Origin of the sequence: Nonomuraea indica (assembly GCF_002850745.1) — a bacterium.
Classification (GTDB): Bacteria; Actinomycetota; Actinomycetes; order Streptosporangiales; family Streptosporangiaceae; genus Nonomuraea; species Nonomuraea indica.
The window spans coordinates 344,538-370,821 of the sequence record NZ_KZ559470.1 but is presented as its reverse complement, the minus strand read 5'-3'; the positions used below and the strand labels follow the sequence as shown (position 1 = coordinate 370,821).

Here is a 26,284-nt window from a genome sequence, read left to right as displayed (position 1 = left end):
GTACGTCCTGGCTCGTCCTTTCGCAGAAGTGACGCGCCACTTCGACTGAAAGGCACGACGTTCGTGACCATGCTTGATGCTGTCCTGCCCGAGCTCACCTCCGAGCAGGAGCTCACCCCCGAGCAGGGCCCGTCCGGATTCGAGCTGCTGGGTCTCCCCAGGCCGCTCGTCACCGGCCTGGCCAAGCAGGGCATCGACAGCCCCTTCCCCATCCAGAGCGCCACCATCCCCGACGTGCTGACGGGCGCCGACGTGCTCGGCCGCGGCCAGACCGGCTCCGGCAAGACGCTCGCCTTCGGCCTGCCCACCATGGCGCGCATCGCCGGCGTCCGGCCCGCCCCGGGCCGCCCCCGCGCGATGATCCTCGTCCCCACCCGCGAGCTGGCCCTCCAGGTGCACGACGCGCTGGAGCCGCTCGGCCGGGGCCTCGGCCTGCGCATGAAGGTCGTCGTCGGCGGCATGTCCATGGGCAAGCAGATCGAGGCGCTGCGCCGCGGCGTCGACATCGTCATCGCCACCCCCGGCCGGCTGGGCGACCTCATCCGCCAGGGTGAGTGCTCGCTGGCGGAGGTCGAGGTCAGCGTCCTCGACGAGGCCGACCACATGTGCGACCTCGGCTTCTTCCCCGTCGTCACCGAGCTGCTCGCGCAGACCCCGGCCGACGGGCAGCGGCTGCTGTTCTCGGCCACGCTCGACGGCGACGTCGACAAGCTGGTGCAGCGCTTCCTCAAGGACCCGATCACCCACTCCGTGGCGCCCGCGACCTCCCCGGTCGACACCATGGAGCACCACGTCATGCAGGTGACGCGCGACGACAAGTTCGACGTGACCGCCGAGATCGCCAACCGCGACGGCCGCACGATCATCTTCGTCCGCACCCAGCACGGCGTCGACCGGCTGTGCAAGCAGCTCGCCCGGGTCGGCGTCCGCGCCGGCGGCCTGCACGGCGGCAAGCGCCAGAACCAGCGCACCCGCATCCTCGCCGAGTTCCGCGAGGGCGTCGTCAACGTGCTCGTCTGCACCGACGTGGCCGCCCGCGGCATCCACGTCGACAACATCAGCCTCGTGCTCCACGTCGACCCGCCGCAGGACCACAAGAGCTACCTGCACCGCGGCGGCCGCACGGCCCGCGCGGGCGAGAAGGGCACCGTGGTCACGCTGGTGCTGCCGAACGAGCGCCGCTCGACCGAGCAGCTCACCCGGCGTGCCGGCATCCACCCGTTCCGGCTCAAGGCCACCCCGGGTCACCCCAGGGTCGCCGAGGTGACCGGCGCCCGCACGCCGAGCGGCGAGTCCATCCCGGTGTGGGAGCCCGACGTGCGCAAGCCGCTGCGGCCCCGCCGCGACGGCCACGGCGGCGGGCACGGTGGCGGGCACGGCGAGCGTCGTGGCCGCCGGCCGCGCCGCGACTTCGACGGCGACCGCCGGCCGCGGCGCCACGACGACGCCGAGCGTCCGGCCCGCAGGCACGACGACGCTGACCGGCCGTTCGGGGCAGGCTCCGGCTCGGGCTCCGGCTTCGCGGGCGAGGAGCGCCGTCCGAACGGCGAGCGCGGTGGGTTCCGGCGCGACGACGCCGGCGCCCGCGGCGGCTTCCGGTCCGGTGACCGGGGCGGCTACCGCGGCGCCGACGGTGGCGCCGACCGCGCCGGTGACCGTGGCGGGTTCCGCTCCGGCTATCGGGGCGGCGACGGCGGCGCGGACCGCGGTGGTGACCGTGGCGGGTTCGGGTCCGGCGACCGGGGCGGCTACCGCTCGGATGACCGCGGCGGCTTCCGGTCCGACGACCGGGGCGGCTTCCGGTCCGGTGAGCGCGGCCAGCGCGGCGGCGGGTTCCGCGGCGAGAGCCGGGGCGGGTTCCGCTCGGACGAGCGCGGCCCCCGCGCCGCCGGCGACCGCGGCCGTCCCTTCTCTGCCGACCGCGAGCGCGGCGGCTTCCGGTCCGAGGACCGGCCGCGTGACGGCTACCGCTCCGGCGGCGCCCGGGGCGACGACCGCGGCGGGCGGGGCGGCTTCCGCTCCGAGGGCCGCGGCAACGGCTTCCGCTCGGGTGGCGAGCGCCGCTACGGTCGCTGACGTCCGACCGATCTCCGGCACCGCCCGTCGTGCCCCTCCCCGTGAGGAGGGCGCGGCGGGCGGTGCCTTTTTCGCGCCGCGCCCATGCCGGAAATCATGCGAACCGGTTCAGTAAAGTCATTGCCACTGCGCCGAATAGATGCTGGTATATCCGTATCGTCCCGATCGATTACCGGAGCGTTGCCGCATGGGCCTTCGGCGTGCCTTGCACGAGTCCTGGACCGTCCGCGCGGTGGACGGCGACCCCCACCCGCCCGCCAGGTCCCCGAGCACCGCGCCCACCGGAGTGCCCGCCACCGTGCCCGCCACCGTGCCGGGCTGCGTGCACACCGACCTGCTGGCCGCCGGCCTGATCGCGGACCCCTACCTGGACGACAACGAGACCCGGCTGACCTGGATCGGCCGCACGGCCTGGCGCTACGAGACCGTGTTCGACTGGGCTCCGACCGGCCACGAGCGCACCGATCTGGTGTGCGAGGGGCTCGACACGGTCGCCGTGATCGAGCTGAACGGGCACCGGATCGGCGAGACCGCCAACATGCACCGGTCGTACCGTTTCGACGTCGCCGACGCGCTCCACGCGGGCGAGAACCGGTTAAGCGTGACCTTCGCCTCGCCCTACGCCTACGCCGAGCGGCTGCGCGCCGAACTGGGCGACCGGCCGGGCGCGTACACCGAGCCCTACCCGTTCATCAGGAAGATGGCCTGCAACTTCGGCTGGGACTGGGGACCGACGCTGGTCACGTCCGGGATCTGGCGGCCCATCGGGCTGCACGCCTGGAGCGGAACCAGGATCGACGAGGTGCGCCCCCTGGTGTCCCTGCGCGACGGGGCGGCCCGGGTGGACGTCCACGTGCGCGTGGAGAGCACCGATGCCGCCGCTCCCACCGAGGTCACCGCGTCGCTGGCCGGCGTGACCGGCCGGACCGTGATCCCCGCGGGACGCCCGGACGGGGTGATCACCCTCCAGGTGCCCGATCCCGCCCTGTGGTGGCCCCGCGGGTACGGCGAGCAGCCGCTGCACGAGCTGGTCGTCACGGCCGGCGACGACACGTGGCGCAGGGACGTCGGGCTGCGCGAGGTGCGCCTCGGCACCGAGGACGGCGCGTTCACCCTGGCCGTCAACGGCGTCGACGTCTTCCTGCGCGGCGTCAACTGGATCCCCGACGACTGCTTCCCGACCCGGGTCGGCCGCGACCGGTACGCGGCCAGGCTCGCCCAGGCGTGCGAGGCGGGCGTCAACCTGGTGCGGGTGTGGGGCGGCGGCCTGTACGAGAGCGAGGACTTCTACGACCTGTGCGACCGCCTCGGGCTGATGGTCTGGCAGGACTTCGCGTTCGCCTGCGCCGCCTACCCCGAGGAGGAGCCGATCAGGACCGAGGTGGAGGCGGAGGCGCGCGAGCAGGTGGCCCGGCTCACCCCGCACCCGAGCCTGGTCCTGTGGTGCGGCAACAACGAGAACCTCCAGGGCCACGCCGAGTGGGGCTGGCCCGAGCGGCTGGAGGGCCGCAGCTGGGGCGCCAGCTTCTACCTGGAGACGCTGCCGCGCATCGTCGCCGAGCTCGACCCCACCCGCCCGTACTGGCCCGGAAGCCCGTACTCCGGCTCGATGGACCTGCCTCCCAACGACCCGGCCCACGGCACCACGCACATCTGGGACGTGTGGAACCAGCGCGACTACACCGCCTACCGCGACTACCGGCCCCGGCTGGCCGCCGAGTTCGGCTTCCAGGCGCCGGCGGCCTACGCCACCGTCCGCCGGGCGGTCGGCGACGACCCGCTGCGGCCGGACTCGCCCGGCATGCTGCACCACCAGAAGGCCGCGGACGGCGGCCTCAAGCTGGCCGCCGGGCTCAAACCGCACTTCCCGCCGCCGGAGACGTTCGACGACTGGCACTACCTGACGCAGGTCAACCAGGCGCGGGCCATCCGGCTGGGGGTGGAGCACTTCCGATCGCTGTGGCCGTACTGCGCAGGCAGCGTGGTGTGGCAGCTCAACGACTGCTGGCCGGTCACGTCCTGGTCGGCCGTGGACGGCGACGGCCGCAGGAAGCCGCTCTTCCACGCGCTGCGCAGGGCCTACGCCGACCGGCTGCTGACCGTGCAGCCGCGTGACGGCGGCCTGGCGCTGGCGGCCGTCAACGACACCGGCCGGCCGTGGCGGGCCCGCGCGCTGGCCGTACGGCACGCCTTCGACGGGTCCGCGCTGGCCACGCAGACCCTCCACCTCGACGTGCCGCCACGCGCCGTCGTGACGCTGGCGCTCGACGCGCCGGTGGCGGAGCCGGGGGACCCGGCGGGCGAGCTGATCGCCGTCGGCGCGGGGGAGGAGCGGGCCCTGTGGTTCTTCGCGCCCGACCGCGACCTGCGCCTGCCCGAACCCCGCTACGACGCCGTCACCGAACGCACCCCAGGCGGGCTGCTGCTGACCGTCACCGCGCACACGCTGCTGCGTGACCTGACCGTCTTCCCCGACCGCCTCGACCCCGCCGCCGAGGTGGACGACCAGCTGGTCACGCTGCTGCCGGGGGAGCGGGCCCGCTTCCACGTCAGCGCCGCCGGGCCGCAGGTGGACGAGCGGGCCCTCGTCCGCGCGCCCGTGCTGCGCTGCGTCAACGACGTGGCCGCACGCTGAACCGAGGCCCCGCGCCTGGCGCCGAGCTAGGCGGGGCTCCCGTACGGGCCGCGCGGCCGCAGCACGGGGATCAGGGCGAGGCCCGCGGCGGCGGTCACCGTCACCACGGCCCACGGCGCGGCGAACTGGGCGGCCGCGCCCGCCACGGCGAACCCGACCCCCTGCCAGAACATCAGCCCCGACGTCTGGATGCTCAACGCCCGGCCGAGCAACGCCTCCGGCGCGGTGTCCACGAGCAGCCGGTCCAGCCCGAGGTGGTGGGCCAGCCCCGCGCCGGACAGCACGAGCAGGCCGATCGCGAGCGGCAGCCCCGGCCGCAGCCCGAAGCCGAGTTGCGGGACGAACATCAGCGCCGCCAGCGGCACGACCAGGCGGAGCCGCTGCCGCGGTGAGGGCAGCCACATGCACAGCACCTCGCCCAGCACCGTGCCCACCGGCAGCGCCGACATGAGCAGGCCGAGCCCCAGCGTGCCGAAGCCCGCCGCCTCCGCGTACGGCGCGGCCAGCGCCTCCGGCGCGATCCCGACGGCCGGCACCGCCCAGCCGAACACCAGGACCCGGCGCAGTGGGCCGATCCGGAAGACCTGCCCGAGCCCGGTCAGCGAGTCGCGCACGAGGGAGACCGCCGCGCCACGGGCCGTCGCGGGACGGGCCCGCACGCCCGCCGCCAGCAGCGCCGCCGACACCAGGAAGGCGGCCGTGTTGAGCAGGACGGCGGCGCGCGGCGACATCACCACGAGCAGCAGGCCGCCGAGGGCGAAACCGCTCACCTGCGCGCCCTGGGCCACCAGCCGGAACAGGCTCCGGCCGGCGATGTAGACGTCGCCGTCGAGGACGCGCGGCAGCACCGCCGCCCGCGCGCCGGCGAACACCGGAGCCACCAGCCCCATCCCGAACGCCGGGACGAGGACGGCGCCGACCGGCAGGCCGGGCAGCGCCATGACGGCGGCCAGCCCGGCCGTCAGCAGGTTGCAGCCGACCAGCAGCCGCCGGATCGGCACCCGGTCCACCAGCGCCGACAGCAGCACCCCGCCGAACAGGTAGGGCACGAACGCCACCGTGAACACCATGGCGGCCAGCAGCGGCGACCCGGTCTGCCGGTAGACCAGCACGGTCAGCGCGAACTGGGTCACGATCGTGCCGAGCATGCACATGACGTGCGACAGGAAGAGGGCCCGGAACTCGGGCACCGCGAGCGCGTCACGGTAGCGGCCGCGCGCCGCCTGGGTGCGGCCGGTGGAAGGGCTGCTCATCGGGCTCCTCGGGACGACGCCGCCCGCCGTGGCCGGGTGCGGCCACGGCGGCTGACGGTCAGTAGGCGTAACGCATGGACGGTCACCTCCTCACGACAGGGTGACGGGCAGGCTGCGCACCCCGCGCAGCGTCCCGCTCTCCCACATCACCGGCTCCCCGCACGGCCGGACCTCCGGATGGTGGACGGCCAGCTCGGCGAACAGCGCCCTGGTCTGCATCGTGGCCAGGCTCGCGCCCAGGCACGCGTGCAGGCCGCGGCCGAAGCCGAGGTGCGGGTTGGGGGAGCGGTCGGGCAGCAGGGCATCGGGATCGGGGAAGACGGCCGGATCGCGGTTGGCCGCGCCGATGATCAGGGTGACGCCCTGGCCGGCGCGGACCGTCCTGCCTGCGAGCTCGGTGTCGACCAGGCAGCCGCGGGCCAGGACCTGGACCTGACTGGTGTACCGGATCACCTCGTCAACCGCAGTGTCCGGCGTTTTCGCGAAAAACCGGAGAACTCCTGGATTGTCGATTATGGCGAGCAGGGAAAGCGCGAGCAGGCGGGCCGAGGACTCGAATCCCGCGTGGAAAGTGGACCGGAGCGAATTCATCACCAAACGCCGGTCGAGGTTCATTCCGCGGAGTTTCTCGCTGACGACGGCGAACATTCCGCCCGGCCGGTGGTCGCTCATCCAGCGTTCCATCAGCGCGTCGAGTTCGGCCCGCGCCGCCAGTCCGGCCGGGATCACCTCGGGCCGCAGCCCGGCGTCCATGGTGTCGATGACCGGCGGGGAGACCCCGGCGAGCCAGTCGAGGTCCGGCGGGTCCACGCCGAGCACGTCGCAGATCGTCTCCACGGTCAGCGGGACGGCCACCTCCCGGACGAAGTCCACTTCCGCGGGCAGGTCCGCCAGCAGCCGGCGGACCCGCCCGGCCGTACGGGTGGCCAGTGCCGCGTGGTCCCGGGACCGGTAGGCCGCGGCGAGCAGCCGCCGCACGGGCGGGTGGTCGGGCGGGTCGACGGTCTGCAGCATGATCAGCTCGTCGGGCGTCCGCTCGCCCAGCCGCCGCCAGTCGGAGGTGAAGCGGTCGAGTCCCTTCAGGACGGCGGCGCAGTCCTGGTGGCGGGTCAGCACCCAGGTGTCCAGTTCCTCGTACCAGAAGAACGGGTCACTCTCCCGCCACGCGTGATAGACCGGCGCAGGATTTCGCAATATCGCCGGCCGTAACAGCGTGCGCAGCGAAAGCGGAAAGACGCCGTCCGTTGCCACAAAGCCCCCTTATGCGGCTCTAAATGCGGACATATTAAGTATTTAATGGACCATAGAGGAGTAAGGAACGGCGGTCAAGATCGTTCAATGCGGCCCGTCTCGCGTGGCGGACTCCCGGGCGTACGACTCCCGCGCGCAGACTAGGCTTGTCATGCACGTCTGCCGACCACGAGAGAGACCATGAAGACCTTCGAAGAGCTGTTCGCCGAGCTGTCCGAGAAGGCGCGCACCCGGCCCGCGGGCTCGGGCACCGTGGCCGCGCTCGACGCCGGGGTCCATGCCATCGGCAAGAAGGTCGTCGAGGAGGCCGCCGAGAGCTGGATGGCCGCCGAGCACGAGTCCACCGACCGGGCGGCGGAGGAGATCTCGCAGCTCCTCTACCACGTGCAGGTGCTCATGATCGCCAAGGGCATCGGGCTGGACCAGGTCTACAAGCATCTCTAGGGCGTCCGCGCCCCGACCTGGCCCGTCCGCACGACCTTCGCGAGATCCAAGGATGACGACGACATGATCCGACTGGCCGTACCCAACAAGGGCGCACTGAGCGAGGCCGCCCAGGCCATGCTCAAGGAGGCCGGCTACCGGCCGCGCCGTGACAGCAAGGAGCTCGTCGTCCTCGACGAGGACAACGGCTGCGAGCTGTTCTTCCTGCGCCCCCGCGACATCGCCGTCTACGTCGGCGAGGGCACGCTCGACGCCGGCATCACCGGGCGCGACATGCTGGTCGACTCCGGCGCGCCCGTCGAGGAGATCATGTCGCTGGGGTTCGGCGGCTCCACGTTCCGGCTGGCCGCCAGGGCCGGCGCGATGACGTCGGTCAAGGACCTCGACGGCATGCGCATCGCCACCTCCTACGCCGGCCTGCTCGGCAAGTACCTGTCCGACGCGGGCGTCGACGCCCGGGTGATCAAGCTCGACGGCGCGGTGGAGACCGCGATCCGGCTCGGCGTGGCCGACGCCATCGCCGACGTCGTCGAGACCGGCACCACGCTGCGCAACGTCGGCCTCGAGGTGTTCGGCGACCCGATCATGCGCTCCGAGGGTGTGCTGATCAAGCGGCAGAGCGCCCCTGAGACCCCCGGCGTGGGGCAGCTCGTGCGGCGCCTGCAGGGAGTCGTGCACGCCCGCGACTTCGTGATGATGGACTACGACATCCGCGCCGAGCGCATCGAGGAGGCCATCGCGCTCACCCCCGGCATGGAGGGGCCGACGGTCTCACCGCTGCACCGCGAGGGCTGGGTGGCGGTGCGCGCCATGGTCCGCCGCAAGGGCCACCAGCAGGTGATGGACCAGCTGTGGGACATCGGCGCCCGCGCCATCCTCGTCACCGACATCTACGCCTGCCGACTCTGACCGCTGTCACCGGCATCGACGTCTGCCGGCTCTGACCGCTGTCACCGGCATCGACGCCTGCCGGCTCTGACCGCCGTCACCGGCGGGGCGATCACGGACGTCTCGACAGCGACCGCGCGCTGACCGCCGGCGCGGGCGGCCGCGGCCACCGAGGCCGCCCCGAGCCGGTCAGCGCAGCTCGGCCACCGCCTTGACCGCCCGGTCCACCTCCTCGGGCGTCGTGACGATGCTGGTGCCGAAGCGCAGCAGCGGCGGCACGTACGGCGTGGTGCTCGTGACCACCTTGCGCTCCCGCAGCCTCGACACCGCGGTCTGCGGGTGCATGCCCGCGATGGCGCAGCACACCAGCCCCGCCGAGAGCTCGGCCGAGACCGGAGTCACCAGCGTCACGTGCGGGATCGTTCGCAGCCCTTCCTTGAGCCGGGTGGCCAGCTCCTGGGTGCGCCGCTGGACGCGGTCCTTGCCGATCGCCTCCTGGAACCCGAACGCCTGCGTCATCGCCCACCGGTGCTCGAACGCCTTGTAGCCGCCCGGCGTGACCAGCTCGGCCGTCGTCGCCTCCGGCGCCCGGCCGGTCTGCCAGGCCACGAACGACGGCTGGTCGAAGCCCGGGATGACCGGTGACAGCGCGTCCCAGGCGCGACCCCACAGGATGCCGGTGCCGCGCGGGCCGAACAGCCACTTGTGGGTGCCGCTGGACAGGAAGTCGCAGCCGAGGTCGGCCACGCCGTCGGCCATCGCGCCGAACCCGTGCACCCCGTCCACGCACAGCAACGCCCGGTCCCGCTCGTCACGGCCCTTGTTGACCTCGGCGAGCATGTCGGCGATGGCCCGCACCGGCAGCCGCACGCCGGTGCTGGAGTGCACCCACGTCACGGCCACCACCCGGGTGCGCGGCCCCAGCCCCTCCTTGATCGCGCCGACGATCCGGTCGGCCGAGGCCGCCGCCGGGTCGTCGTACAGCTTCACCCGGCGCACCCGCGCCCCGGTGCGCTCGGCCAGCAGCCGGACCCCCTCGTGAGTGGCCAGGAAGTCGTGCTCGGTGGTGAGCACGTCCTGGCCCGGCAGCAGCCGCAACCCCGAGTAGAGCAGGCCGAGGCCCATCGTGGTGCTGTCGGTGAGTGCGATCTCGCCGGGCTGGGCGCCCAGGTAGCGTGCCGCCGTCCTGCGGATGGTCAGGTCCGGTGTGGAGTCGCCGGGCGGCAGGTAGTGCGGGTCGGCGTCCAGGCCCGCGCGATGCCTCTCGATCGCCTCGCGCACCAGCGCGGGCGCCGGCGCCAGGACGAATGCCGCGAAGTGGGCGAGTGCCGGGTCGAGCGCGAACTGCGCCCGCACGTTCGCCCAGTCCTTCGGGTCGAACGGCGGCGCCTTCCGGCTCGTGCCGGAGGTCGTGGGAGGGGCGGCGGGCGTGGGCGTCGCCGTGCAGGCGGACACCCCCGCCAGCATGCCCGCGCCGAGCAGGGCCCGTCTGTTCAGCTGCCGCGTCACACCTCCCTTCCTATCCCGGCCCGGGGCGTGCTGCCCAGTGCGCCACCCGAGTCGTTACGGATCTTCAGCCGTTGGCCGCGGTCACCTGGCGGATCAGGTCGGAGACCCGCACGATGCCCATGCAGCGATTCAGCTCATCGGTGACCACCAGGTCGTCGTAGACGCGGGCCGCGTCCTGACCGGCCGCCCGCATGGCGGCCACCGCGGGCGTGCTCTTCGGCACCGTGCGCGGCGGGTCGGCCAGCCGCCGCGCCGGCTTGGTGGCGTGCAGCGCGTGGCCGTACCGGGCGGCGATCGACAGCAGGAACCTGCCGCGGTCCAGGCTGCCCTGCGGCCGCTGGAACTCGTCCACCAGGATCACGCTGGTGATCGACGGTTCGTCGCCGAACGCCGCCACCACGTCCTCCGCCTTCGCCTCGGCCGGCAGCGTCACCGCGGGCAGCAGCATCTCCTGCACACGCGGGCCCAGCTCCTGCCCCGCCGCCACCGCCGCGGCCACCGCCGCCTCCGCCGGCGCCGGGAGCGGCACCCGTACCCGTCCGTCGGGGCCCGGCGCGAGCAGCGGCCCGTGCGCGAGCCGCACTCCCCAGGCGCGCACCGCGGCGAGCTGCGCCTGCTCCTCGATCCCCGGCGCGAGCACGTGCGCGCCGATGCCGCGTGCCAGCTCCACCAGCGCCCGCACCACCGCGACCGCCCGGTGGTCGCGCGGCACACGCGCCATCACCGCGGGGGACAGGGCCAGCAGGTACGGCGAGGCCTCCGCGATCATGTCGAGCGGTACGCTCTCCAGCCCGGCGTCCCCGAACCCCAGCAGGTAGCCGAGGGTGCGCAGCCCGTCGAGCGTCACCTGGGTCACCGGCCGCTCCGCGTTCCCGCAGGGGCCGGTGAGCAGCAACATCGTCTCGCGGGGATGCCGGCCCGATCTCCGCAGCGCCTCGTGCAACGGCACCAGCGCGCCCGCGCCGCGCGCCACGACGGTGAACGGCAGGTCCAGCACGAGCGGCAGCGGCCCGCCGGGCAGGAGGCCGGACGCGTCCACCGCCGCCGGACGCGCGATGGCGGTGCCCGTGTCGAGGTCCACGATCGGTCCGGGGAGGGGGCCGGGAGAGGTCACGAGGGGATGATGCGGCCCAGGTCGCCGCCGTAGAAGCCCCCCGAGGGGATGTTCACCGACAGTTCCCCTCCGGTTCCCGGCCGGCGCGAGGGCGGCCACGGCCCGGTGCCGCCGGAGGCGGAGGCGCCGGGGTCGGCCGGCCCTCGGGCATGAGCGCGCGACCGCTGGAGGGAGCCGGGTGGGCTAGCCTTCCGGCATGAGCGCGCGACCGGCGAAGGGCGGCGGCCGGTGGGTGTCGGTGCCGCCGGAGCGCGTGCACGCGTGGATCGACGGCTTCGCCGACCGGCACGGTCCGTTCGAGGCGTCCGGCGACGAGCGGGTCGTCCGCCTGGCCGCGGCCGACGGCGCGCTCGCCGAGCTGCACGCCCCCTTTCCGCCCATGCCGGCCGGCCCGCCGCACGTGTCCCGGCTCGTCGCGCACGCGCGGGCCGAACGCCGGGTCGGCGTGATCCTCGTCCGGCTGGGCGGCTACGCGGCCGGGGTGTTCCACGGTGGCGTGCTGGTGGCCTCCAAGGTGGGCTCCCGTCTGGTCCAGGGGCGCACCGCCGCCGGCGGCTGGTCGCAGCAGCGCTTCGCCAGGAGGCGCCGCAACCAGGCGGACCAGGCCCTCGACACGGCGGCCGAGACGGCGCTGCGCGTCCTGACGCCGCACCTCGCCGACCTGGACGCGGTGGTGCTCGGCGGCGACCGCCGGGCCGTGGACGCCCTGCGCGCCGACCGGCGGCTGACGCCGCTCCTGGCGCTGGAGGCGGAGCCGTTCCTGACGGTCCCCGACCCCAAGCTGGCGGTGCTGCGCGACACGCCGGAGCTGTTCCGCGCGGTCAGGATCCGCGTGGTGGACCCGCTCTGAGAATCCGGCGGTTCGAGGGCCTGGCGGTTCGAGGGCCTGGCGGGTCGAGGGCCTGGCGGTTCGGGGGGGCTGGCGGTCCGGGGGGGCTGGCGGTCCGGGGGCCCGGCCGGTTCGGGGGCCTGGCGGTTCGAGGGCGCGGCCGTCCGCGGGGCTGCCGGGCCGCGGGCCGGGCTCAGGGGAGGAAGGCGGTGGCGTGCTCGGCGAGGAAGCGGGTGAGGGACCGGGGCGGCCGGCCGGTGATGTCCTCGACCGTCGTCGTGGTGGTCGCCCAACGGCCGTCGCCGACCTCGGCCATGAGGGCTGCGAGGCGGTGCGCGGCGTCCGCGGGCATGCCCTGGCCGGCCAGGTGCGCGGCCATCGCCGGCACCGGCAGGTCCACGTACGCCACCGGACGGCGCAGGACGGCGCTGATCGCGGCGGCGATCTCCTCGTGCGTGCGGGCGTCCGGGCCGGTGAGCACGTGGTCGCCGCCGGCCTCCGCTACGGGGCGGGTCAGCAGGGCGGCGGCCACGGCAGCGACGTCCCTGGCGTCGATGTAGCCCACCGGGCCGGGACCGTACGAGCCGTGGAAGTGCCCGTCGCGGACCTCCGCGAGCAGGTTCTGCATGAACCCCACCGGCTGCAGCACCGACCAGGGCAGGCCGGAGGCCCGCAGGTGGGCGTCCACGTCGCCGTGCATGCCGCCGCCGAGCGGCGCGCCGGGCGCGGCGCCGCGGACCGACACCGTCACCACGTGCGCCACCCCGGCCTCCCGAGCGGCGTCGATCACCGCGCGGTGGGCGCCGGTGAAGCCGGGCCACAGGGAGCTGTTGAGGAACAGCCGGTCTCCCGGCGACAGGACCCGCGCGATCGTCTCGGGCCGGTCGAAGTCGCCGAGCACGTACCGGCAGCCGAGGTCGGCGGGGCGGCGGACCACGGCCACCACGTCCTCGCCCCCGAGACTGCCGATCAGCGCTCTGCCGATGGTGCCGGTGGCGCCGGTCACGACTATCACGATGCCTCCTAAGTGGAACCTTTGATTCCGGTTGCGCACGCTACAGTAAGCGGAACCTTGTAGTCCACTTCGGAGCCCACGTGCGCGCGGATGCCCAACGGAACCTCGACAAGATCGTGATCGCCGCGGCCGAGGTGGTGGCCGAACAGGGCGTCGGCGCGCCCATGAAGCTCATCGCCCGCCGCGCGGGGGTGGGGGTCGGCACGCTCTACCGCCGTTTCCCCGACCGCGAGTCGCTGATCGCGGCCATCGGGGAACACTACGTCGAGTCCCTGACCGAGGCGCTGCGAAGGGCGGCGGAGCGTGCGCCCGACGCCTGGAGCGGTCTGCGCGCGTTCGTGCTGTGGGCGGCGGAGGAGGGCCGCGGCGCGCTCGCCACCGCGCTGGCCGGGCTGCCGGAGGACGCCTTCCGCGGTGACGCCGGGTTCGCGCGGAAGCGCCGCGAGTGGTACGAGCTGCTCGACCGGCTGGTGGAGCGGACCCGGGACGACGGGACCCTGCGCGCGGGCGTGGGCACCGAGGACGTCGTGGCGCTGCTCGAACTCTTCACCTGCCACCCCGGCGACCTCCCCTCGCGCGTCGCCGCCGACCCGGGACGCTTCCTGCGGCTGATGCTCGACGGGTTCCGCACCGAAGCCGCCGCCCCCTTCACCCCGCCCCCACCCACCCTCTGACCCCCGCCCTCGGATCCCGCCCTCCGACCCCCCTTCCGGCGCCCGCCTCTTACCCCCCGCCGTACGGCTCCCGCGTCGGACGCCCGCTCTTCTACGCCCGCCTTCCGGCGCTCGCAATCGGACGCCCCACCGGGACCCGTCTCCTGAACATCCGTCCCCTCAGGCGCGCCTTCTTGTGCGTGCCACCGTCCGCGGGACCGCGAGGCATGAGGGCGTCGGATCGGTGCGCCGGGCGTCCCCGCTTCAAAGGGTCGAGGGGGCGCTGTGAGATTGGGGGTTTGAGTCGATTCAAAAACCGCTGTCCTGTCGCTATGATGGCCGGGTTCCCGGCAGCAAGGCCTCGTGAGGTTCGATGGCGACCAGCAGCATCAAGGAGGTCGCGCAGCTGGCGCGAGTCTCTGTGGGCACCGTGAGCAACGTCCTCAACAGGCCCGAGATCGTCTCCCCGGCCACGCGCGAGCGTGTGTTCAAGGCGATCCGCGAGCTGGGGTTCGTCCGCAACGAGGTGGCCCGCCACCTGCGGGTGGGCCGCAGCCGGACGGTCGGTCTGGTCGTGCTCGACGTGGCCAACCCGTTCTTCGCCGACGTCGCCCAGGGCGCGGAGGCGCTGGCCGACGAGCACGACACGATGGTGGTGCTGTGCAACAGCGCCGCCGATCCCCGTCGTGAGCGCCGCCACCTCGACCAGCTCGAACAGCAGCGCGTCATGGGCATACTGATCACCCCGGTCGACGCGGGCAGCCCCCGGCTGGCCGAGCTGGCCGCCCGCGGCACCCCCGTGGTGCTGGTCGACAGCGCCGCCACCGGGCTGCAGTGTTCGGTCGCGGTCGACGACCGGCTCGGCGGGCACCTGGCCGGATCCCACCTGATCGAGCGGGGGCATCGCCGCATCACCTACGTCGGCGGACCGCCGTCGATCAAACAGGTGGCCGACCGGCACGCCGGCATCATGAACGCCGTGGCCGAGACGGGCGGCGACGTCGAGCTGGTCAGCCACGTGCTGCCCGCGCTGAGCGTCGCCGGCGGCCGCGCCGCGGGCGAACGCGTGGCCGGGCTGCCGGCGAAGAGACGGCCGACCGCCGCCTTCTGCGCCAACGACCTGATAGCGCTCGGGTTCCTGCAGGCCATGGCCGCACGGGGGCTGCGGGTGCCGGACGACATGGCGATCGTCGGCTACGACGACATCGACTTCGCCGCCGCGGCGGCGGTGCCCCTCTCGTCCGTACGGCAGCCCCGCGAGCTGCTCGGCCGTACGGCCGTCGACCTGCTGCTGGAGGAGGTGACCGCGCCCGAGCAGCACCGGCACCGGCAGGTCATCTTCCAGCCGGACCTGGTGGTCCGGGAGTCGAGCGCGCTGCGCAGGCGCGAGTGAAGGAGCACGACGTGACCGAGATCTACCGCAACCGGCTCGCCGGTCCGGAGGACCTGGCGGGGTTCCGGATGGAGGGCCCGGGGACGGTGTCGTTCCCGCAGGGCCGGATGCGGCTGGAGAGCGTCCGGCCGCCGGCCGACGGGCAGGCGGCCAACCTGGTGCTGTGGTGCCCTGTCGACTTCCCGGCGGACGTGCGCATCGAGTGGGACTTCTGGCCGGTCAGGGAGCCGGGGCTGGCCATCATGTTCTTCCATGCCCGCGGCCGGGGAGGCGAGGACGTCCTCGACCCCGCGCTGGCCCCGCGGGAGGGGCCGTACGAGCAGTATCACAGCGGCGACATCGACGCCTACCACGTGTCCTACTACCGGCGCATGTGGCCGTCGGAGCGCCGGCTGCACACCTGCAACCTGCGCAAGAGCCATGGGTTCCACCTGGTCGCCCAGGGGCCGGACCCGCTGCCCGCCGTGCTCGACGCGGAGGGTCCGTACGCGATGAGGCTCGACGTCAGAGGCACGGAGATCACGTTCCGGGTCAACGATTTGGTCTCATTCCGCTGGACGGACGACGGCACCGTCGGCGGCCCTGCGCTGCGCGGCGGCAAGATCGGTTTCAGGCAGATGGCCCCGTTGATCGGGGATTATGCAAATCTCCGCGTTTCGCATCATTGACTCTGAGTCGATTCAACACTACGTTCGCCTCCAACCAGTCGTTCATCCGTCCGTAACGGGACGGGAACCACGGCGCAACGCCCCCACCCCCGTGTCCGCGCACACGCCACGAGAAAGTGCTGCCGGATGTTCCATCACTCCATGTCAATGAAGGTCCAGGCCGCCTGTACCGAGGTGGCCTGGGCGGCTCGCCTGAACCTGCTGTGGCTCACGTTCACCCTCGCCGGTGGCGTGGTCCTCGGGCTCGGGCCCGCCACCGTGGCGGCCTACACCCTAGCCAGACGGCACGCTCGCGGTGAATCGATTCAGGCATGGACGGAGTTCTGGGTCGTCTACCGGCGGGAGTTCGTCCGTGGCAGTCTGCTGGTCCTGCCCATGGCGGTGCTCGCCGTCGTCCTGGTCGGAAACCACCTCTACCTGAGCGCCCTGGGCCCCGGCACGGGAGCGCTGCGGACCGCGACGCTCGTCGCCCTGGCCGCGCTGGTGCTGGTGGGCTCCTACCTCGGGCCCATCTACGCGCACTACGACCTGCCCCTGCGGGCCTACCTGCCCAAGGCGTCGCTGTTCGCGATCACCCGGCCGGCCGCGTCCGTGCTCCAGCTCCTCGTCCTCAGCGGCATCGCCTACGCCACCACGGCGATGCCCGTCCTCGCGGCGGTGATCAGCATCGGCGCCTGGATCTATGTCAACACCTGGCTCTGCCTGCGCTTCTTCCAGGAGAACGAGGCGCGTCTGCACTCGAAAGGGATCTCATGAGCGCATCCCGTCGCCGGCTCACCGCCGGTGTGGTAACGCTAACGGCCGCTCTTCTCGCCTCGGCCTGTTCCGGTGGCGGCGACGCGCCCGCCTCCGATCCGAACACGCTGACGATCATGTCCAAGCTGTTCGGCACCGCGCCCGACCCCAAGGGCGAGATGCACCAGGCGGTGGAGAAGTTCCTCGGCAAGAAGCTCCAGATCACCTGGGTGCCGAACGCCGAGTACACCGACAAGCTCAACGTCACGCTCGCCTCGGACAACCTGCCGCAGGTCATGGTCGTGGACCCCAAGCTCCCGGCGTTCGTCAAGTCGGCCCAGGCCGGTGCGTTCTGGGACCTGACCGGCAAGATCGACAAGTACCCGAACCTGAAGCCGGCGGACGCGCGGACGGCGCTCAACTCCTCCGTCAACGGCAAGATCTACGGCCTCTACCGGATGCGGCCCCTGCTGCGCTCGGCCATCGTCATCCGCAAGGACTGGCTGAAGAAGGTCGGCCTGCAGGAGCCGGAGACCGTCGACGACCTGTACGAGATCGCCAAGGCGTTCACCGAGAAGGACCCGGACGGCAACGGCAAGAAGGACACCTACGGCCTCATCATCCCGAAGTGGCCGGGCAACTACGCCAGCGCCAGCCCGTACGACGTGATCGAGACCTGGTTCGGCGCGCCGAACGGCTGGGGCGAGCGTGACGGCAAGATCGTGCCGGGCTTCGACACCCCCGAGTTCCTCGAGGCCAACCGCTGGCTGAAGAAGATGGTGGACGGGGGCATGGTCAACCCCGACTTCGCCACCCTGGACGCCGCCAAGTGGAACGAGCCGTTCCACCAGAACAAGGGCGGCATGATCATCGACGTCAACATCCGCTCGCGGCAGGTCCTGGACCTGTTCTACGAGGACGACAAGGAGACCTACGGCGACAAGGTCGCCATGGTCGGCAACCTCAAGCGCTCGGACGGCCAGAAGTTCTCCTACCCGTTCACCGGCTACGCCGACGTCCTGGCCATCTCCAAGCAGAGCGTGCGGACCGAGGCCGACCTCGACAACGTGCTGAAGACCCTGGACAAGCTGGCCATGAAGGAAGGCCAGGTCCTGGTGACCAACGGCATCGAGGGCCGCAACTTCAAGGTCGAGAACGGCGACACCGCCGCGCTGATCAACGAGGACGACCCCGCCGTCAAGACCATCCAGGACAACGTGGACGACGCCTTCATCCAGCTCAGCACCAAGGGCACCGTGGACATCGGCGGCATCGCCTACCAGCGCGTGCCGTCCGGCCAGCCGTACAAGGACATGGTGGCGCTGCAGAAGAAGCTGATGGCCGAGGACCTCAAGACGGCCGTGCACAACGTGGCGCTGCCCGTGGTCGCGCCCACCGCCGTCGCCAAGGGCGCGCAGCTCGACACGATCATCCCGGACGCCCGCATCAAGTACCTGTCGGGCACGTTCACCGAGGAGCAGCTCAAGGCCGAGATCAAGCGCTGGTACGACAGCGGCGGCACGCAGGTGGCCGCCGAGATCAACGACCTCGTCGGCAAGCTCGGTCAGTAGACCCCGCCCTTGGAGGGGCCCGGGCCGGGCCCGGGCCCCTCACACGAAAGGAGGCCGCTGTGGCCACCGACCTGGCGCCGCCTCCCGAGAAGGCGGTCACCAAGGCGAAGAGGCGGAGGGCGGACCAGGTCCCGATCCGCAGTGCGCTGGCGCGCTACCGCTGGCTCTACCTGATGCTCCTCCCGGGTGTCGCGTACTTCGCGATCTTCAAGTACCTGCCGATGTACGGCGTGACGATCGCGTTCCAGGACTTCCTGCCGTTCCTCGGCTACTCGGGCAGCCCCTGGGTGGGGTTCAAGCACTTCGAGGAGCTCTTCGCCGGTCCGGACTTCGGGCGGCTGATGTTCAACACGCTGTTCCTGGCGCTGCTGCACATCGTCTTCGTCTTCCCCGCGCCGATCATCGTCGCGCTGCTGCTGAACGAGCTGCGGATCAACCTCCTCAAGCGCTCGGTCCAGTCGCTCATCTACATCCCGCACTTCCTGTCCTGGACGATCGTCGCTTCACTGACGTACATCCTGTTCGCGGCCGACTTCGGCCTGATCTCCGGCTGGATCCGCGAGCTGTCGGGCGACACCGCGAAGATCGACTACATGGCGCAGGAGGAGTGGTTCCGGCCGCTCATCATCCTGCAGCAGCTCTGGAAGCAGACCGGCTGGGGCACGATCATCTACCTGGCCGCGCTGGCCGGGGTGGACCCCAACCTGTACGAGGCCGCCCGGATGGACGGCGCCGGCCGCTTCCGGCAGCTCTGGCACGTCACGCTGCCGGCCATCCGCCCGACCGTCGTCGTCATGGCCATCCTGGCCTCCGGCAACCTGCTGGACTCCGGCTTCGAGCAGATCTGGCTGATGACCACCTCGCTGAACCGCTCGGTCGCGGACGTGTTCGACACCTACGTCTACTACGCCGGCATCACCCAGGGCGCCATCAGCTACTCCACCGCCGTGGGCCTGTTCAAGGGCGTGGCGGGCGTCATCCTGATCTTCGGCTCGAACTGGCTGGCCAAGCGCCTCGGCCAGCGTGGACTGTTCTAAGGAGCCCGGCACATGTCCGCCATCACGACGAGCAAGACCAAGGCGCCGGTCGACAACAACGGTTCGCTCGGCAGCCGGGTGTTCGACACGCTCAACGTCATCGTGCTCATCGGCCTCGCGCTGATCACGGTCCTGCCGCTCCTGTACGTCCTGGCCGGATCGTTCGCCGGTGAGGCGGAGATCTCCTCACGGCCGTTCTTCCTGTGGCCGGAGAAGATCGTCACCGACGCGTACGAGTACATCTTCGCCACCGACACCTTCGTCCGCGCGCTGGTCACGACGGTGATCGTGACGGCCGTGGGCACGGTGGTGCAGCTGGGGCTGACCTTCACCATGGCCTACCCGCTGGCCAAGCGCTACCTGCCCGGCCGGGCCCTGGTGCTCAACCTGGTGATCTTCACCCTGGTCTTCAGCGGCGGCATGATCCCCACCTACCTGGTGGTGCGCGACCTGGGGCTGCTCGACAGCTACTGGGCGCTGATCCTGCCGCTGGCGATCAACCCGTTCTACCTGATCATCATCAAGAGCTTCTTCCAGGAGCTGCCGCAGGCCCTGGAGGAGGCGGCGCGCATCGACGGCGCCAACGAGATGGGCGTCTTCTTCAAGATCGTCCTGCCGCTGTCCAAGCCGATCATCGCGACGTTCTCCCTGTTCTACGCGGTGGCGATCTGGAACGACTACATGTCGCCGCTGCTCTACATCAACGACCCGAACAAGTGGACGCTGCAGATCCTGGTGCGGCAGCTCACCAACACCGACGCCGCCAACGCGCTGGCGCAGATGGACCGCACCTGGGTGCCGCCGGAGCAGGGCCTGAAGTTCGCCGTCGTCGTCATCGCCACGCTGCCGATCCTGTTCTTCTACCCGTTCCTGCAGAAGCACTTCGCCAAGGGCGTGCTGATCGGGTCGGTGAAGGAGTGACGCGGACGACGCTGCTGGCGGGCGACTCGACGGTCGCCTCCTGTCCCGCCCACGAGGCGCCGATGTCGGGGTGGGGCGCCCAGCTGGGCGCCCGCCTCGGCGGCCCGGTCCGCAACTTCGCCAAGGGCGGCGCCACCACGGCCAGCCACCGCGCCGAGGGACTGTGGGACGCGCTGCTGCTGGAGGCGGCGCCGGGCGACGTCGTGGTGATCCAGTTCGGGCACAACGACCAGAAGGAGCCGGGGCTGCCGTACCAGGAGAACCTGCGCGCCTTCGTGAGGGAGGCGCGCGGGGCGGGGGCGCTGCCGGTGCTGTGCACGCCGGTGCAGCGCCGCCGCTTCGACGGGAACCGGCTGGCGCCGACGCACGGCGACCACCCGGACCAGGTGCGCGCGCTCGCCGCCGAGGAGGGCGTGCCGCTCGTCGACCTGACCGCCGCCACCACCGAGCTGTACGAGCGCCTCGGCCCGGAGGGGTCGAAGGCGCTGTTCACCCACCTCCCGCCCGGCCGGCACCCGCTGTACCCGGAGGGAGTGGCCGACGACACCCACTTCTGCTTCCGCGGCGCCGACGAGGTGGCCGCGATCGTCGCCGCGCGACTGAAGGAGATCGCATGACCGTGCTCCGCTGGCTGGACCGACCCGCCGAGCAGGGGGTGACCTGGGGGGTTCCGTGGCCGCGCGGCGAGGTCCTGCCGGGCACCCCGTTCGCGCTGGCCGGCCCGGCGGGCGAGCGGGTGCCCGTGCAGAGCTGGGTGACCGCCACCTGGCCGGACGGCTCCGTCAAGTGGTCGGCGCACGCCGCCGGCCCGCAGAAGAGCCCGTCCGCGACGTACGAGCTGCGGCCCGGCGACACCCCCGCCGAGCCCGCCCGGCCGGTCGTCGTCACCCGCGAGGGCGGCGCGCTGCACGTCGGCACGGGCGCGGTGACCTGGACGATCGAGGAGGGCGGCGACACGCTCGCCCGCTCGGTCACCGTGCCGGCCGCCGGGGGCGAGCGGGAGATCGTCAGGGACGTCCGCCTGGTCAGCCTGCACCAGGACCGCCCCACCCCCGACGAGGACGGCTCCGTCACGCGCGAGCGGGCCACCGGCCGGGTCACCCGCGTCACCGTCGAGCAGGACGGCCCGGTGCGCGCCGTGGTCCGCCTCGACGGCGACCACGGTGACCGGCGGAAGGCCGACGGGACGCAGGGGGAGAGGCGGAACGGCGGCGGGCGGGGCGCCCGGCTGCCCTTCACCGTCCGCCTGTACTTCTACGCCGGAGCGGCGGATGTGCGCGTCGTGCACTCGTTCGTCTGGGACGGCGACCCGCGGCGCGACTTCCTGGCCGGGCTCGGCCTGCGCGCCGACGTGATCATGCGCGACGGGCCGCACGACCGTCACGTGCGGCTGGCCGGGCCGGACGGCGGCTTCCTCACCGAGGCCGTGCGCGGGCTGACCGGCCTGCGCCGCGACCCCGGCGAGCGGGTGCGGCGGGCCCAGGTCGAGGGCCGCCCGTGCGGCCCGATCGGCAACCCCGAGGTGTCCGGGCGGCTGCACCTCATCCCGACCTGGAGCGACTACACCCTCGACCAGACCTCCGCCGACGGCTTCGTCCTGCGCAAGCGCACCGCTGAGGGGCACGCCTGGGTGACGATCCCGGCCGGCACCCGGTCGGCCGGCTACGGCTACGTCGGCGGCGTCAGCGGGGGCCTCGCCTTCGGCCTGCGCGACTTCTGGCGGCTGCACCCCACCCGCCTGGACGTCCGGGGCGCCGCCACGGACCTCGCCACCGCGACCGTCTGGCTGTGGTCGCCCTCGGCGCCCGCCATGGACCTGCGCTTCTGGCACGACGGCATGGGCCAGGACACCTTCGCCGAGCAGCTCGAAGGCCTGGAGATCAGCTACGAGGACCACGAACCGGGCTTCGGCGACGCCCACGGCGTGGCCCGCACGCACGAGCTGACCCTGCGCGTCCACGACGCCACCCCGCCGTCGGCGGACCTCGCCGCGCACGCCGCCGCCATGAACGACCCCGCCCTGCTGACCGCGGCGCCCGAGCGCATCCGCGCAGCCGGCGTCTTCGGCGACTGGGACGTGCCCGACCGCTCCACCCCGGCCCGCGCCGCGATCGAGGACCGGCTCGACTTCCTGTTCGACCTGTACGTCCGCGAGCGCGAGCAGCGCCGCTGGTACGGCTTCTGGGACTACGGCGACGTCATGCACACCTACGACGCCGACCGGCACACCTGGCGTTACGACGTGGGCGGCTACGCCTGGGACAACTCCGAGCTGTCGCCCGACCTGTGGCTGTGGTACCAGTACCTGCGCACCGGACGCCACGACGTCTTCCGCTTCGCCGAGGCGATGACCCGCCACACCGGCGAGGTGGACGTCTACCATCTCGGCCGCTGGAAGGGGCTCGGCAGCAGGCACAATGTCCAGCACTGGGGGTGCAGCTGCAAGCAGTTGCGCATCTCCAACGCCGTCTACCGGCGCTTGTTCTACTTCCTGACCGCCGACGAGCGCACCGGCGACCTGCTGGACGAGCTGGCCGTGCCGGAGGAGACGTTCCTCGCCGTCGACCCGCTGCGCAAGGTGCGCGACGACGTGTACACGCCCGACCCGTCGGCCCTGTCGGTCGGCCTGGGCGCCGACTGGGGCGCGCTGGCCGCCGCCTGGCTGACCCGCTGGGAACGCCACGGCGACGAACGCGCCAGGGACCGGCTGCTCGGCACCATGGCCGGGATCGGCGCGCTGCCGCACGGCTTCCTCACCGGCGAGGCCCGGCTCGACCTGGCCACCGGCCGGTTCGACACCTCCCGCGACGCCATCGCGGTCTCGCACCTGTCGGCCGTCTTCGGGCTGCCCGAGATGTGCTCGGAGCTGATCGCGCTGGAGCTGGACGTGCCCGGCTTCGAGCGGGCCTGGCTCGACTACTGCCGGCTCTACCTGGCCCCCGCCGCCGAGCAGGAGGCCGAGGTGGGCCAGGCGCTGCGCGGCATCTCCCTGGTGCAGGCCCACAGCCGGCTGGCCGCCTACGCGTCGGCCCGCAGCGCCGACCCCGGGCAGGCGGCCGTGCTCGCCGCCCGGGCCTGGCGGAAGTTCCGTCTCGACGAGGACGACCAGCTCAACCGCAACGAGTTGCAGCGCGAGCCCGACTGGAGGCTGACCCGGGTGGCCGGGCCGCACGTGCTCGCCCCCGTGGAGGAGGCCGCGTTCGTCTCCACCAACGACGCCGCGCAGTACGGCCTGGCCGCCATCCAGAACCTCGCCCTGGTCCGCGACCACCTGCCGGAGGAATAACAAGAGGTAGGCCCCCGTCAGGGGGCCATACACTGATCCGTATGCACACTCCCGATTGACCGGCGCCGCGCGCCTAAATCCCTCGTTTCCTAGCACGGGAGTGTCACGTCAACCATGATCATCGCCAGTGACATCGAGCTGCGCGCGGGCGCGCGCCTGCTCATCGAAAGCGCCTCCTTCCGGGTCAACCCGGGCGACAAGATCGGCCTCGTCGGCCGCAACGGGGCGGGCAAGACCACGCTGACCAAGGTGCTCGCCGGCGAGGCGCTGCCCGCCGCCGGGTCGGTCACCACGAGCGGCAGCGTCGGCTACCTGCCACAGGACCCCCGCACCGGCGACCTGGAGGTGCTCGCCCGCGATCGCATCCTGTCGGCGCGGGGCCTCGACGAGGTGCTGCGCAGGCTGCGCGAGGCCGAGCTCGGCATGTCGTCGGCGGACGAGCGCACCCGCGAGCGGGCGGTGCGCCAGTACGGCCGGCTGGAGGACCAGATGCACGTCCTCGGCGGCTACGCGGCCGAGTCGGAGGCGGCCTCCATCGCCTCGAGTCTCGGTTTGCCGGACCGCGTGCTCTCCCAACCGCTGAAAACGCTTTCTGGTGGTCAGCGCAGGCGTGTCGAATTGGCCCGCATTCTTTTCAGCGGGGCGGAAACTCTCCTTCTCGACGAGCCGACAAACCACCTAGATGCGGACTCAATCGGATGGCTTCGCGATTTTTTGCGATCCCATCAGGGCGGCTTGGTGATCATCAGCCATGACGTAGACCTTCTTGAAGCGACGGTCAACAAGGTTCTGCACCTCGACGCCAACCGATGCGTGATCGACCACTACAACGTGGGTTGGAAAGCTTACCTTGCGCAACGGGAGACCGACGAGAAGCGGCGCAAGCGCGAGCGGGCCAACGCCGAGAAGCAGGCGGGCGCGCTGCTCGCCCAGGCCGACAAGATGCGCGCCAAGGCCACCAAGGCCAAGGCGGCCCAGGACATGATGCGCCGCGCCCACCGGCTGCTCGCCTCCACCGAGGAGGAGCGCCAGAGCGACAAGGTGGCCCGGCTGCGCTTCCCCGAGCCCCAGCCGTGCGGCCGCACCCCGCTGGTGGGCGAGGGGCTGTCCAAGTCCTACGGCTCGCTGGAGGTCTTCACCGACGTCGACGTGGCCATCGACCGAGGTCACCGGGTCGTCATCCTGGGCCTCAACGGTGCCGGGAAGACCACGCTGCTGCGCCTGCTGGGCGGCATCGAGCAGCCCGACTCCGGCGCCATCAGGCCCGGCCACGGCCTCAAGATCGGCTACTACGCCCAGGAGCACGAGACCCTCGACCCCGACCGGACCCTGCTGGAGAACATGCGCTCGGCCGGCGGCACGTTCACCGACACCGAGCTGCGCAAGGTGCTCGGTTCCTTCCTGTTCACCGGAGACGACGTCGACAAGCCCGCCGGGGTGCTCTCCGGCGGCGAGAAGACCCGTCTGGCGCTGGCCATCCTGGTGCTGTCCAGCGCCAACGTCCTGCTCCTCGACGAGCCCACGAACAACCTCGACCCGGTCAGCCGCGAGCAGGTTCTGCAGGCTCTGCGGTCCTACTCAGGAGCCATCGTGCTCGTCACCCATGACGAGGGTGCCGTTGACGCCCTGTCACCGGATAGGGTGATCTTGCTACCGGACGGAACTGAAGACGCGTGGAGCGACGAATTTTCCGATCTTGTGGCACTTGCCTGATCTTAATTTGGGTGGGTACGGATCTTTTCCCGTGGAGTAGGTAGCCGATCCCGCTGAAATGACTGATCATGGCGGAGTAACGCTGCGGAAGTCCGGCACTACAGGAGGTACTCGTGGCCGAGACACTGAAGAAGGGCACCCGGGTGACCGGGGCCGACCGGGAGAAACTGGCCGGCGATCTCAAGAAGCGCTATGCCGCGGGTGAGAGCATCCGCGCACTGGCCGCTTCGACCGGTCGGTCCTACGGGTTCATCCACCGCATCCTGAGCGAGTCCGGTGTGACTCTGCGCGGGCGCGGCGGGGCGACCCGAGGCAAGTCCAAGCGCTGACGGCCGCCTCGGAACGTGCGACCGCAGCCGCTCGTCCCTAGTCAGCCAGCCGTCGCGCCCGAGCCCAGAATGAAGTTCTGTAAGCTCGGGCGCGACGGTTCAGTGATGAAGGAGCGGGCGATGGCGGAAGCGAAGGCGCCACATGGGCGCGGGGGGTTCACGGAGGACGTCTCTGCCGAGTCGTTGGCGGAGATCGGACTGCGCTACGAGGTGGACGGTGAGATCGCGACGATCACGCTGGACCGGCCGGACAAGCGGAACGCACAGACGTTCGCGACGTGGTCGGGGCTGGCCCGCATCGGCGAAAGCCTGCCGGAGCAGGTGCGCGTCGTCGTCGTGAGAGGTGAGGGACCGTCCTTCTCGGCAGGGATCGACCTGCGCATGTTCACACCGGAGGGAGTGCCCGGACAGGGCTCGTTCGGCTCGGTCGCCAGGCTCGGCGACGCGTCGTTCGAGCAGACGGTGCAGCAGGCCCAGCAGGGGTTCCTGTGGCTGCGCCGACCCGAGATCGTTTCCGTCGCGGCCGTGCAGGGTCACGCCATCGGCGCGGGGTTCCAGCTCGCGCTGGCCTGTGACCTGCGGATCGTGGCCGACGACGTCAAGTTCTGCATGAAGGAGCCCGCGCTGGGGCTGGTGCCCGATCTGACCGGCACCAAGCCGCTCGTGGAGCTCGTGGGCCTGGCCAGGGCGACCGACATCTGCCTGACCGCCAGGATCGTGGAGGCCGACGAGGCCCTTCGCATCGGCCTCGCCGAGCGTGTCGTGACCCGCGACGGGCTGGCGGACGCCGTCCGTGACAAGACCGCCGAGTTGCTGTCCACCAACCGGGACGCGGCGGCGGCGACCAAGCGACTCCTCCAGGGCGCGGCGGGGCGCACCCTGGAGGAGCAGTGCGCGGCCGAGCGGGCCGAGCAGGCGCTGCGCATCAAGGCGCTGTTCGGCGGCGCTTCCTGACGCCTCCGCG

General features: G+C 72.1%; 22 protein-coding genes. 17 read left to right on the top strand and 5 right to left on the bottom strand.

Going from position 1 to position 26,284, the window contains the following annotated elements; translation table 11 throughout:
• Positions 1 to 69: 69 nt before the first annotated feature.
• Both CXR44_RS16400 and CXR44_RS16395 read left to right on the top strand, forming a co-directional pair.
• Positions 70 to 2,076, top strand: a complete 2,007-nt coding sequence (locus CXR44_RS16400) for a DEAD/DEAH box helicase (protein WP_101787000.1) — start codon at positions 70 to 72, stop codon at positions 2,074 to 2,076.
• Positions 2,077 to 2,263: 187 nt separating this feature from the next.
• A complete protein-coding gene (locus CXR44_RS16395; protein ID WP_101786888.1) occupies positions 2,264 to 4,711 on the top strand; it encodes a glycoside hydrolase family 2 protein in 2,448 nt (815 codons plus the stop codon).
• Between the two features lie 26 nt (positions 4,712 to 4,737).
• Here the strand turns inward: CXR44_RS16395 and CXR44_RS16390 are convergent, their stop codons facing one another.
• Both CXR44_RS16390 and CXR44_RS16385 read right to left on the bottom strand, forming a co-directional pair.
• Positions 4,738 to 5,964: an MFS transporter gene (locus tag CXR44_RS16390; RefSeq protein ID WP_101786887.1), complete on the bottom strand. Its 1,227-nt coding sequence runs from the start codon at positions 5,962 to 5,964 to the stop codon at positions 4,738 to 4,740.
• Positions 5,965 to 6,054: 90 nt separating this feature from the next.
• Positions 6,055 to 7,158 (bottom strand): cytochrome P450, encoded by a 1,104-nt coding sequence (locus CXR44_RS16385; RefSeq protein ID WP_144069981.1) that lies wholly within the window; start codon positions 7,156 to 7,158, stop codon positions 6,055 to 6,057.
• A 237-nt stretch (positions 7,159 to 7,395) separates the two neighbouring features.
• On the opposite strand from CXR44_RS16385, the gene CXR44_RS16380 reads away from it, so the two are divergent.
• Positions 7,396 to 7,659: a phosphoribosyl-ATP diphosphatase gene (locus CXR44_RS16380; protein WP_101786885.1), complete on the top strand. Its 264-nt coding sequence runs from the start codon at positions 7,396 to 7,398 to the stop codon at positions 7,657 to 7,659.
• A 63-nt stretch (positions 7,660 to 7,722) separates the two neighbouring features.
• Complete coding sequence (gene hisG, locus CXR44_RS16375) at positions 7,723 to 8,568, top strand: ATP phosphoribosyltransferase (protein WP_101786884.1); 846 nt, start codon at positions 7,723 to 7,725, stop codon at positions 8,566 to 8,568.
• 168 nt (positions 8,569 to 8,736) lie between these two features.
• On the opposite strand, the gene CXR44_RS16370 is transcribed toward hisG, so the two are convergent.
• A complete protein-coding gene (locus CXR44_RS16370) occupies positions 8,737 to 10,056 on the bottom strand; it encodes an aminotransferase class V-fold PLP-dependent enzyme (RefSeq protein ID WP_219601829.1) in 1,320 nt (439 codons plus the stop codon).
• Positions 10,057 to 10,120: 64 nt separating this feature from the next.
• Positions 10,121 to 11,170, bottom strand: coding sequence for an EAL domain-containing protein (locus CXR44_RS16365; protein WP_101786883.1), 1,050 nt, complete (start codon positions 11,168 to 11,170; stop codon positions 10,121 to 10,123).
• A 196-nt stretch (positions 11,171 to 11,366) separates the two neighbouring features.
• On the opposite strand from CXR44_RS16365, the gene CXR44_RS16360 reads away from it, so the two are divergent.
• Positions 11,367 to 12,020, top strand: coding sequence for an acVLRF1 family peptidyl-tRNA hydrolase (locus CXR44_RS16360; protein ID WP_180903461.1), 654 nt, complete (start codon positions 11,367 to 11,369; stop codon positions 12,018 to 12,020).
• A gap of 172 nt (positions 12,021 to 12,192) precedes the next feature.
• Here the strand turns inward: CXR44_RS16360 and CXR44_RS16355 are convergent, their stop codons facing one another.
• Positions 12,193 to 13,014, bottom strand: coding sequence for an NAD(P)H-binding protein (locus CXR44_RS16355; protein WP_101786882.1), 822 nt, complete (start codon positions 13,012 to 13,014; stop codon positions 12,193 to 12,195).
• 80 nt (positions 13,015 to 13,094) lie between these two features.
• Here CXR44_RS16355 and CXR44_RS16350 point away from each other — a divergent pair, with 80 nt between their 5' ends.
• The 12 genes from CXR44_RS16350 (at position 13,095) to CXR44_RS16295 (ending at position 26,274) form a co-directional block, all read left to right on the top strand.
• Complete coding sequence (locus CXR44_RS16350; RefSeq protein WP_101786881.1) at positions 13,095 to 13,688, top strand: TetR/AcrR family transcriptional regulator; 594 nt, start codon at positions 13,095 to 13,097, stop codon at positions 13,686 to 13,688.
• Between the two features lie 352 nt (positions 13,689 to 14,040).
• Entirely contained in the window at positions 14,041 to 15,060 is a 1,020-nt protein-coding gene (locus tag CXR44_RS16345; RefSeq protein WP_101786880.1) for a LacI family DNA-binding transcriptional regulator, read from the top strand.
• A gap of 11 nt (positions 15,061 to 15,071) precedes the next feature.
• Positions 15,072 to 15,728 carry a DUF1961 family protein gene (locus CXR44_RS16340; protein ID WP_219601828.1) on the top strand — a complete coding sequence of 219 codons (657 nt, stop codon included), beginning with the start codon at positions 15,072 to 15,074 and terminating at the stop codon, positions 15,726 to 15,728.
• A gap of 141 nt (positions 15,729 to 15,869) precedes the next feature.
• Positions 15,870 to 16,484, top strand: a complete 615-nt coding sequence (locus tag CXR44_RS16335; protein ID WP_245899202.1) for a YesL family protein — start codon at positions 15,870 to 15,872, stop codon at positions 16,482 to 16,484.
• Between the two features lie 116 nt (positions 16,485 to 16,600).
• On the top strand, positions 16,601 to 18,034 hold the full coding sequence (locus tag CXR44_RS16330; RefSeq protein WP_219601827.1) for an extracellular solute-binding protein: 1,434 nt from the start codon (positions 16,601 to 16,603) through the stop codon (positions 18,032 to 18,034).
• Positions 18,035 to 18,093: 59 nt separating this feature from the next.
• Positions 18,094 to 19,071 carry an ABC transporter permease gene (locus CXR44_RS16325; protein WP_219601826.1) on the top strand — a complete coding sequence of 326 codons (978 nt, stop codon included), beginning with the start codon at positions 18,094 to 18,096 and terminating at the stop codon, positions 19,069 to 19,071.
• 12 nt (positions 19,072 to 19,083) lie between these two features.
• Entirely contained in the window at positions 19,084 to 19,992 is a 909-nt protein-coding gene (locus tag CXR44_RS16320; RefSeq protein WP_101786877.1) for a carbohydrate ABC transporter permease, read from the top strand.
• The gene (locus tag CXR44_RS16315; protein ID WP_101786876.1) at positions 19,989 to 20,609 is read left to right on the top strand and encodes a rhamnogalacturonan acetylesterase; all 621 of its coding nucleotides are present in this window, start codon (positions 19,989 to 19,991) and stop codon (positions 20,607 to 20,609) included. The genes CXR44_RS16320 and CXR44_RS16315 overlap by 4 nt, the downstream gene beginning before the upstream one ends.
• Positions 20,606 to 23,278 carry an exo-rhamnogalacturonan lyase family protein gene (locus tag CXR44_RS16310; RefSeq protein WP_101786875.1) on the top strand — a complete coding sequence of 891 codons (2,673 nt, stop codon included), beginning with the start codon at positions 20,606 to 20,608 and terminating at the stop codon, positions 23,276 to 23,278. Before CXR44_RS16315 ends, CXR44_RS16310 begins: the two co-directional genes overlap by 4 nt.
• 114 nt (positions 23,279 to 23,392) lie before the next feature.
• Positions 23,393 to 24,991, top strand: coding sequence for an ABC-F family ATP-binding cassette domain-containing protein (locus tag CXR44_RS16305; RefSeq protein WP_101786874.1), 1,599 nt, complete (start codon positions 23,393 to 23,395; stop codon positions 24,989 to 24,991).
• 113 nt (positions 24,992 to 25,104) lie between these two features.
• Positions 25,105 to 25,320 carry a helix-turn-helix domain-containing protein gene (locus CXR44_RS16300; RefSeq protein ID WP_020547488.1) on the top strand — a complete coding sequence of 72 codons (216 nt, stop codon included), beginning with the start codon at positions 25,105 to 25,107 and terminating at the stop codon, positions 25,318 to 25,320.
• A 120-nt stretch (positions 25,321 to 25,440) separates the two neighbouring features.
• Positions 25,441 to 26,274 (top strand): enoyl-CoA hydratase/isomerase family protein, encoded by an 834-nt coding sequence (locus tag CXR44_RS16295; protein WP_101786995.1) that lies wholly within the window; start codon positions 25,441 to 25,443, stop codon positions 26,272 to 26,274.
• The last annotated feature ends 10 nt before the right edge of the window (positions 26,275 to 26,284 follow it).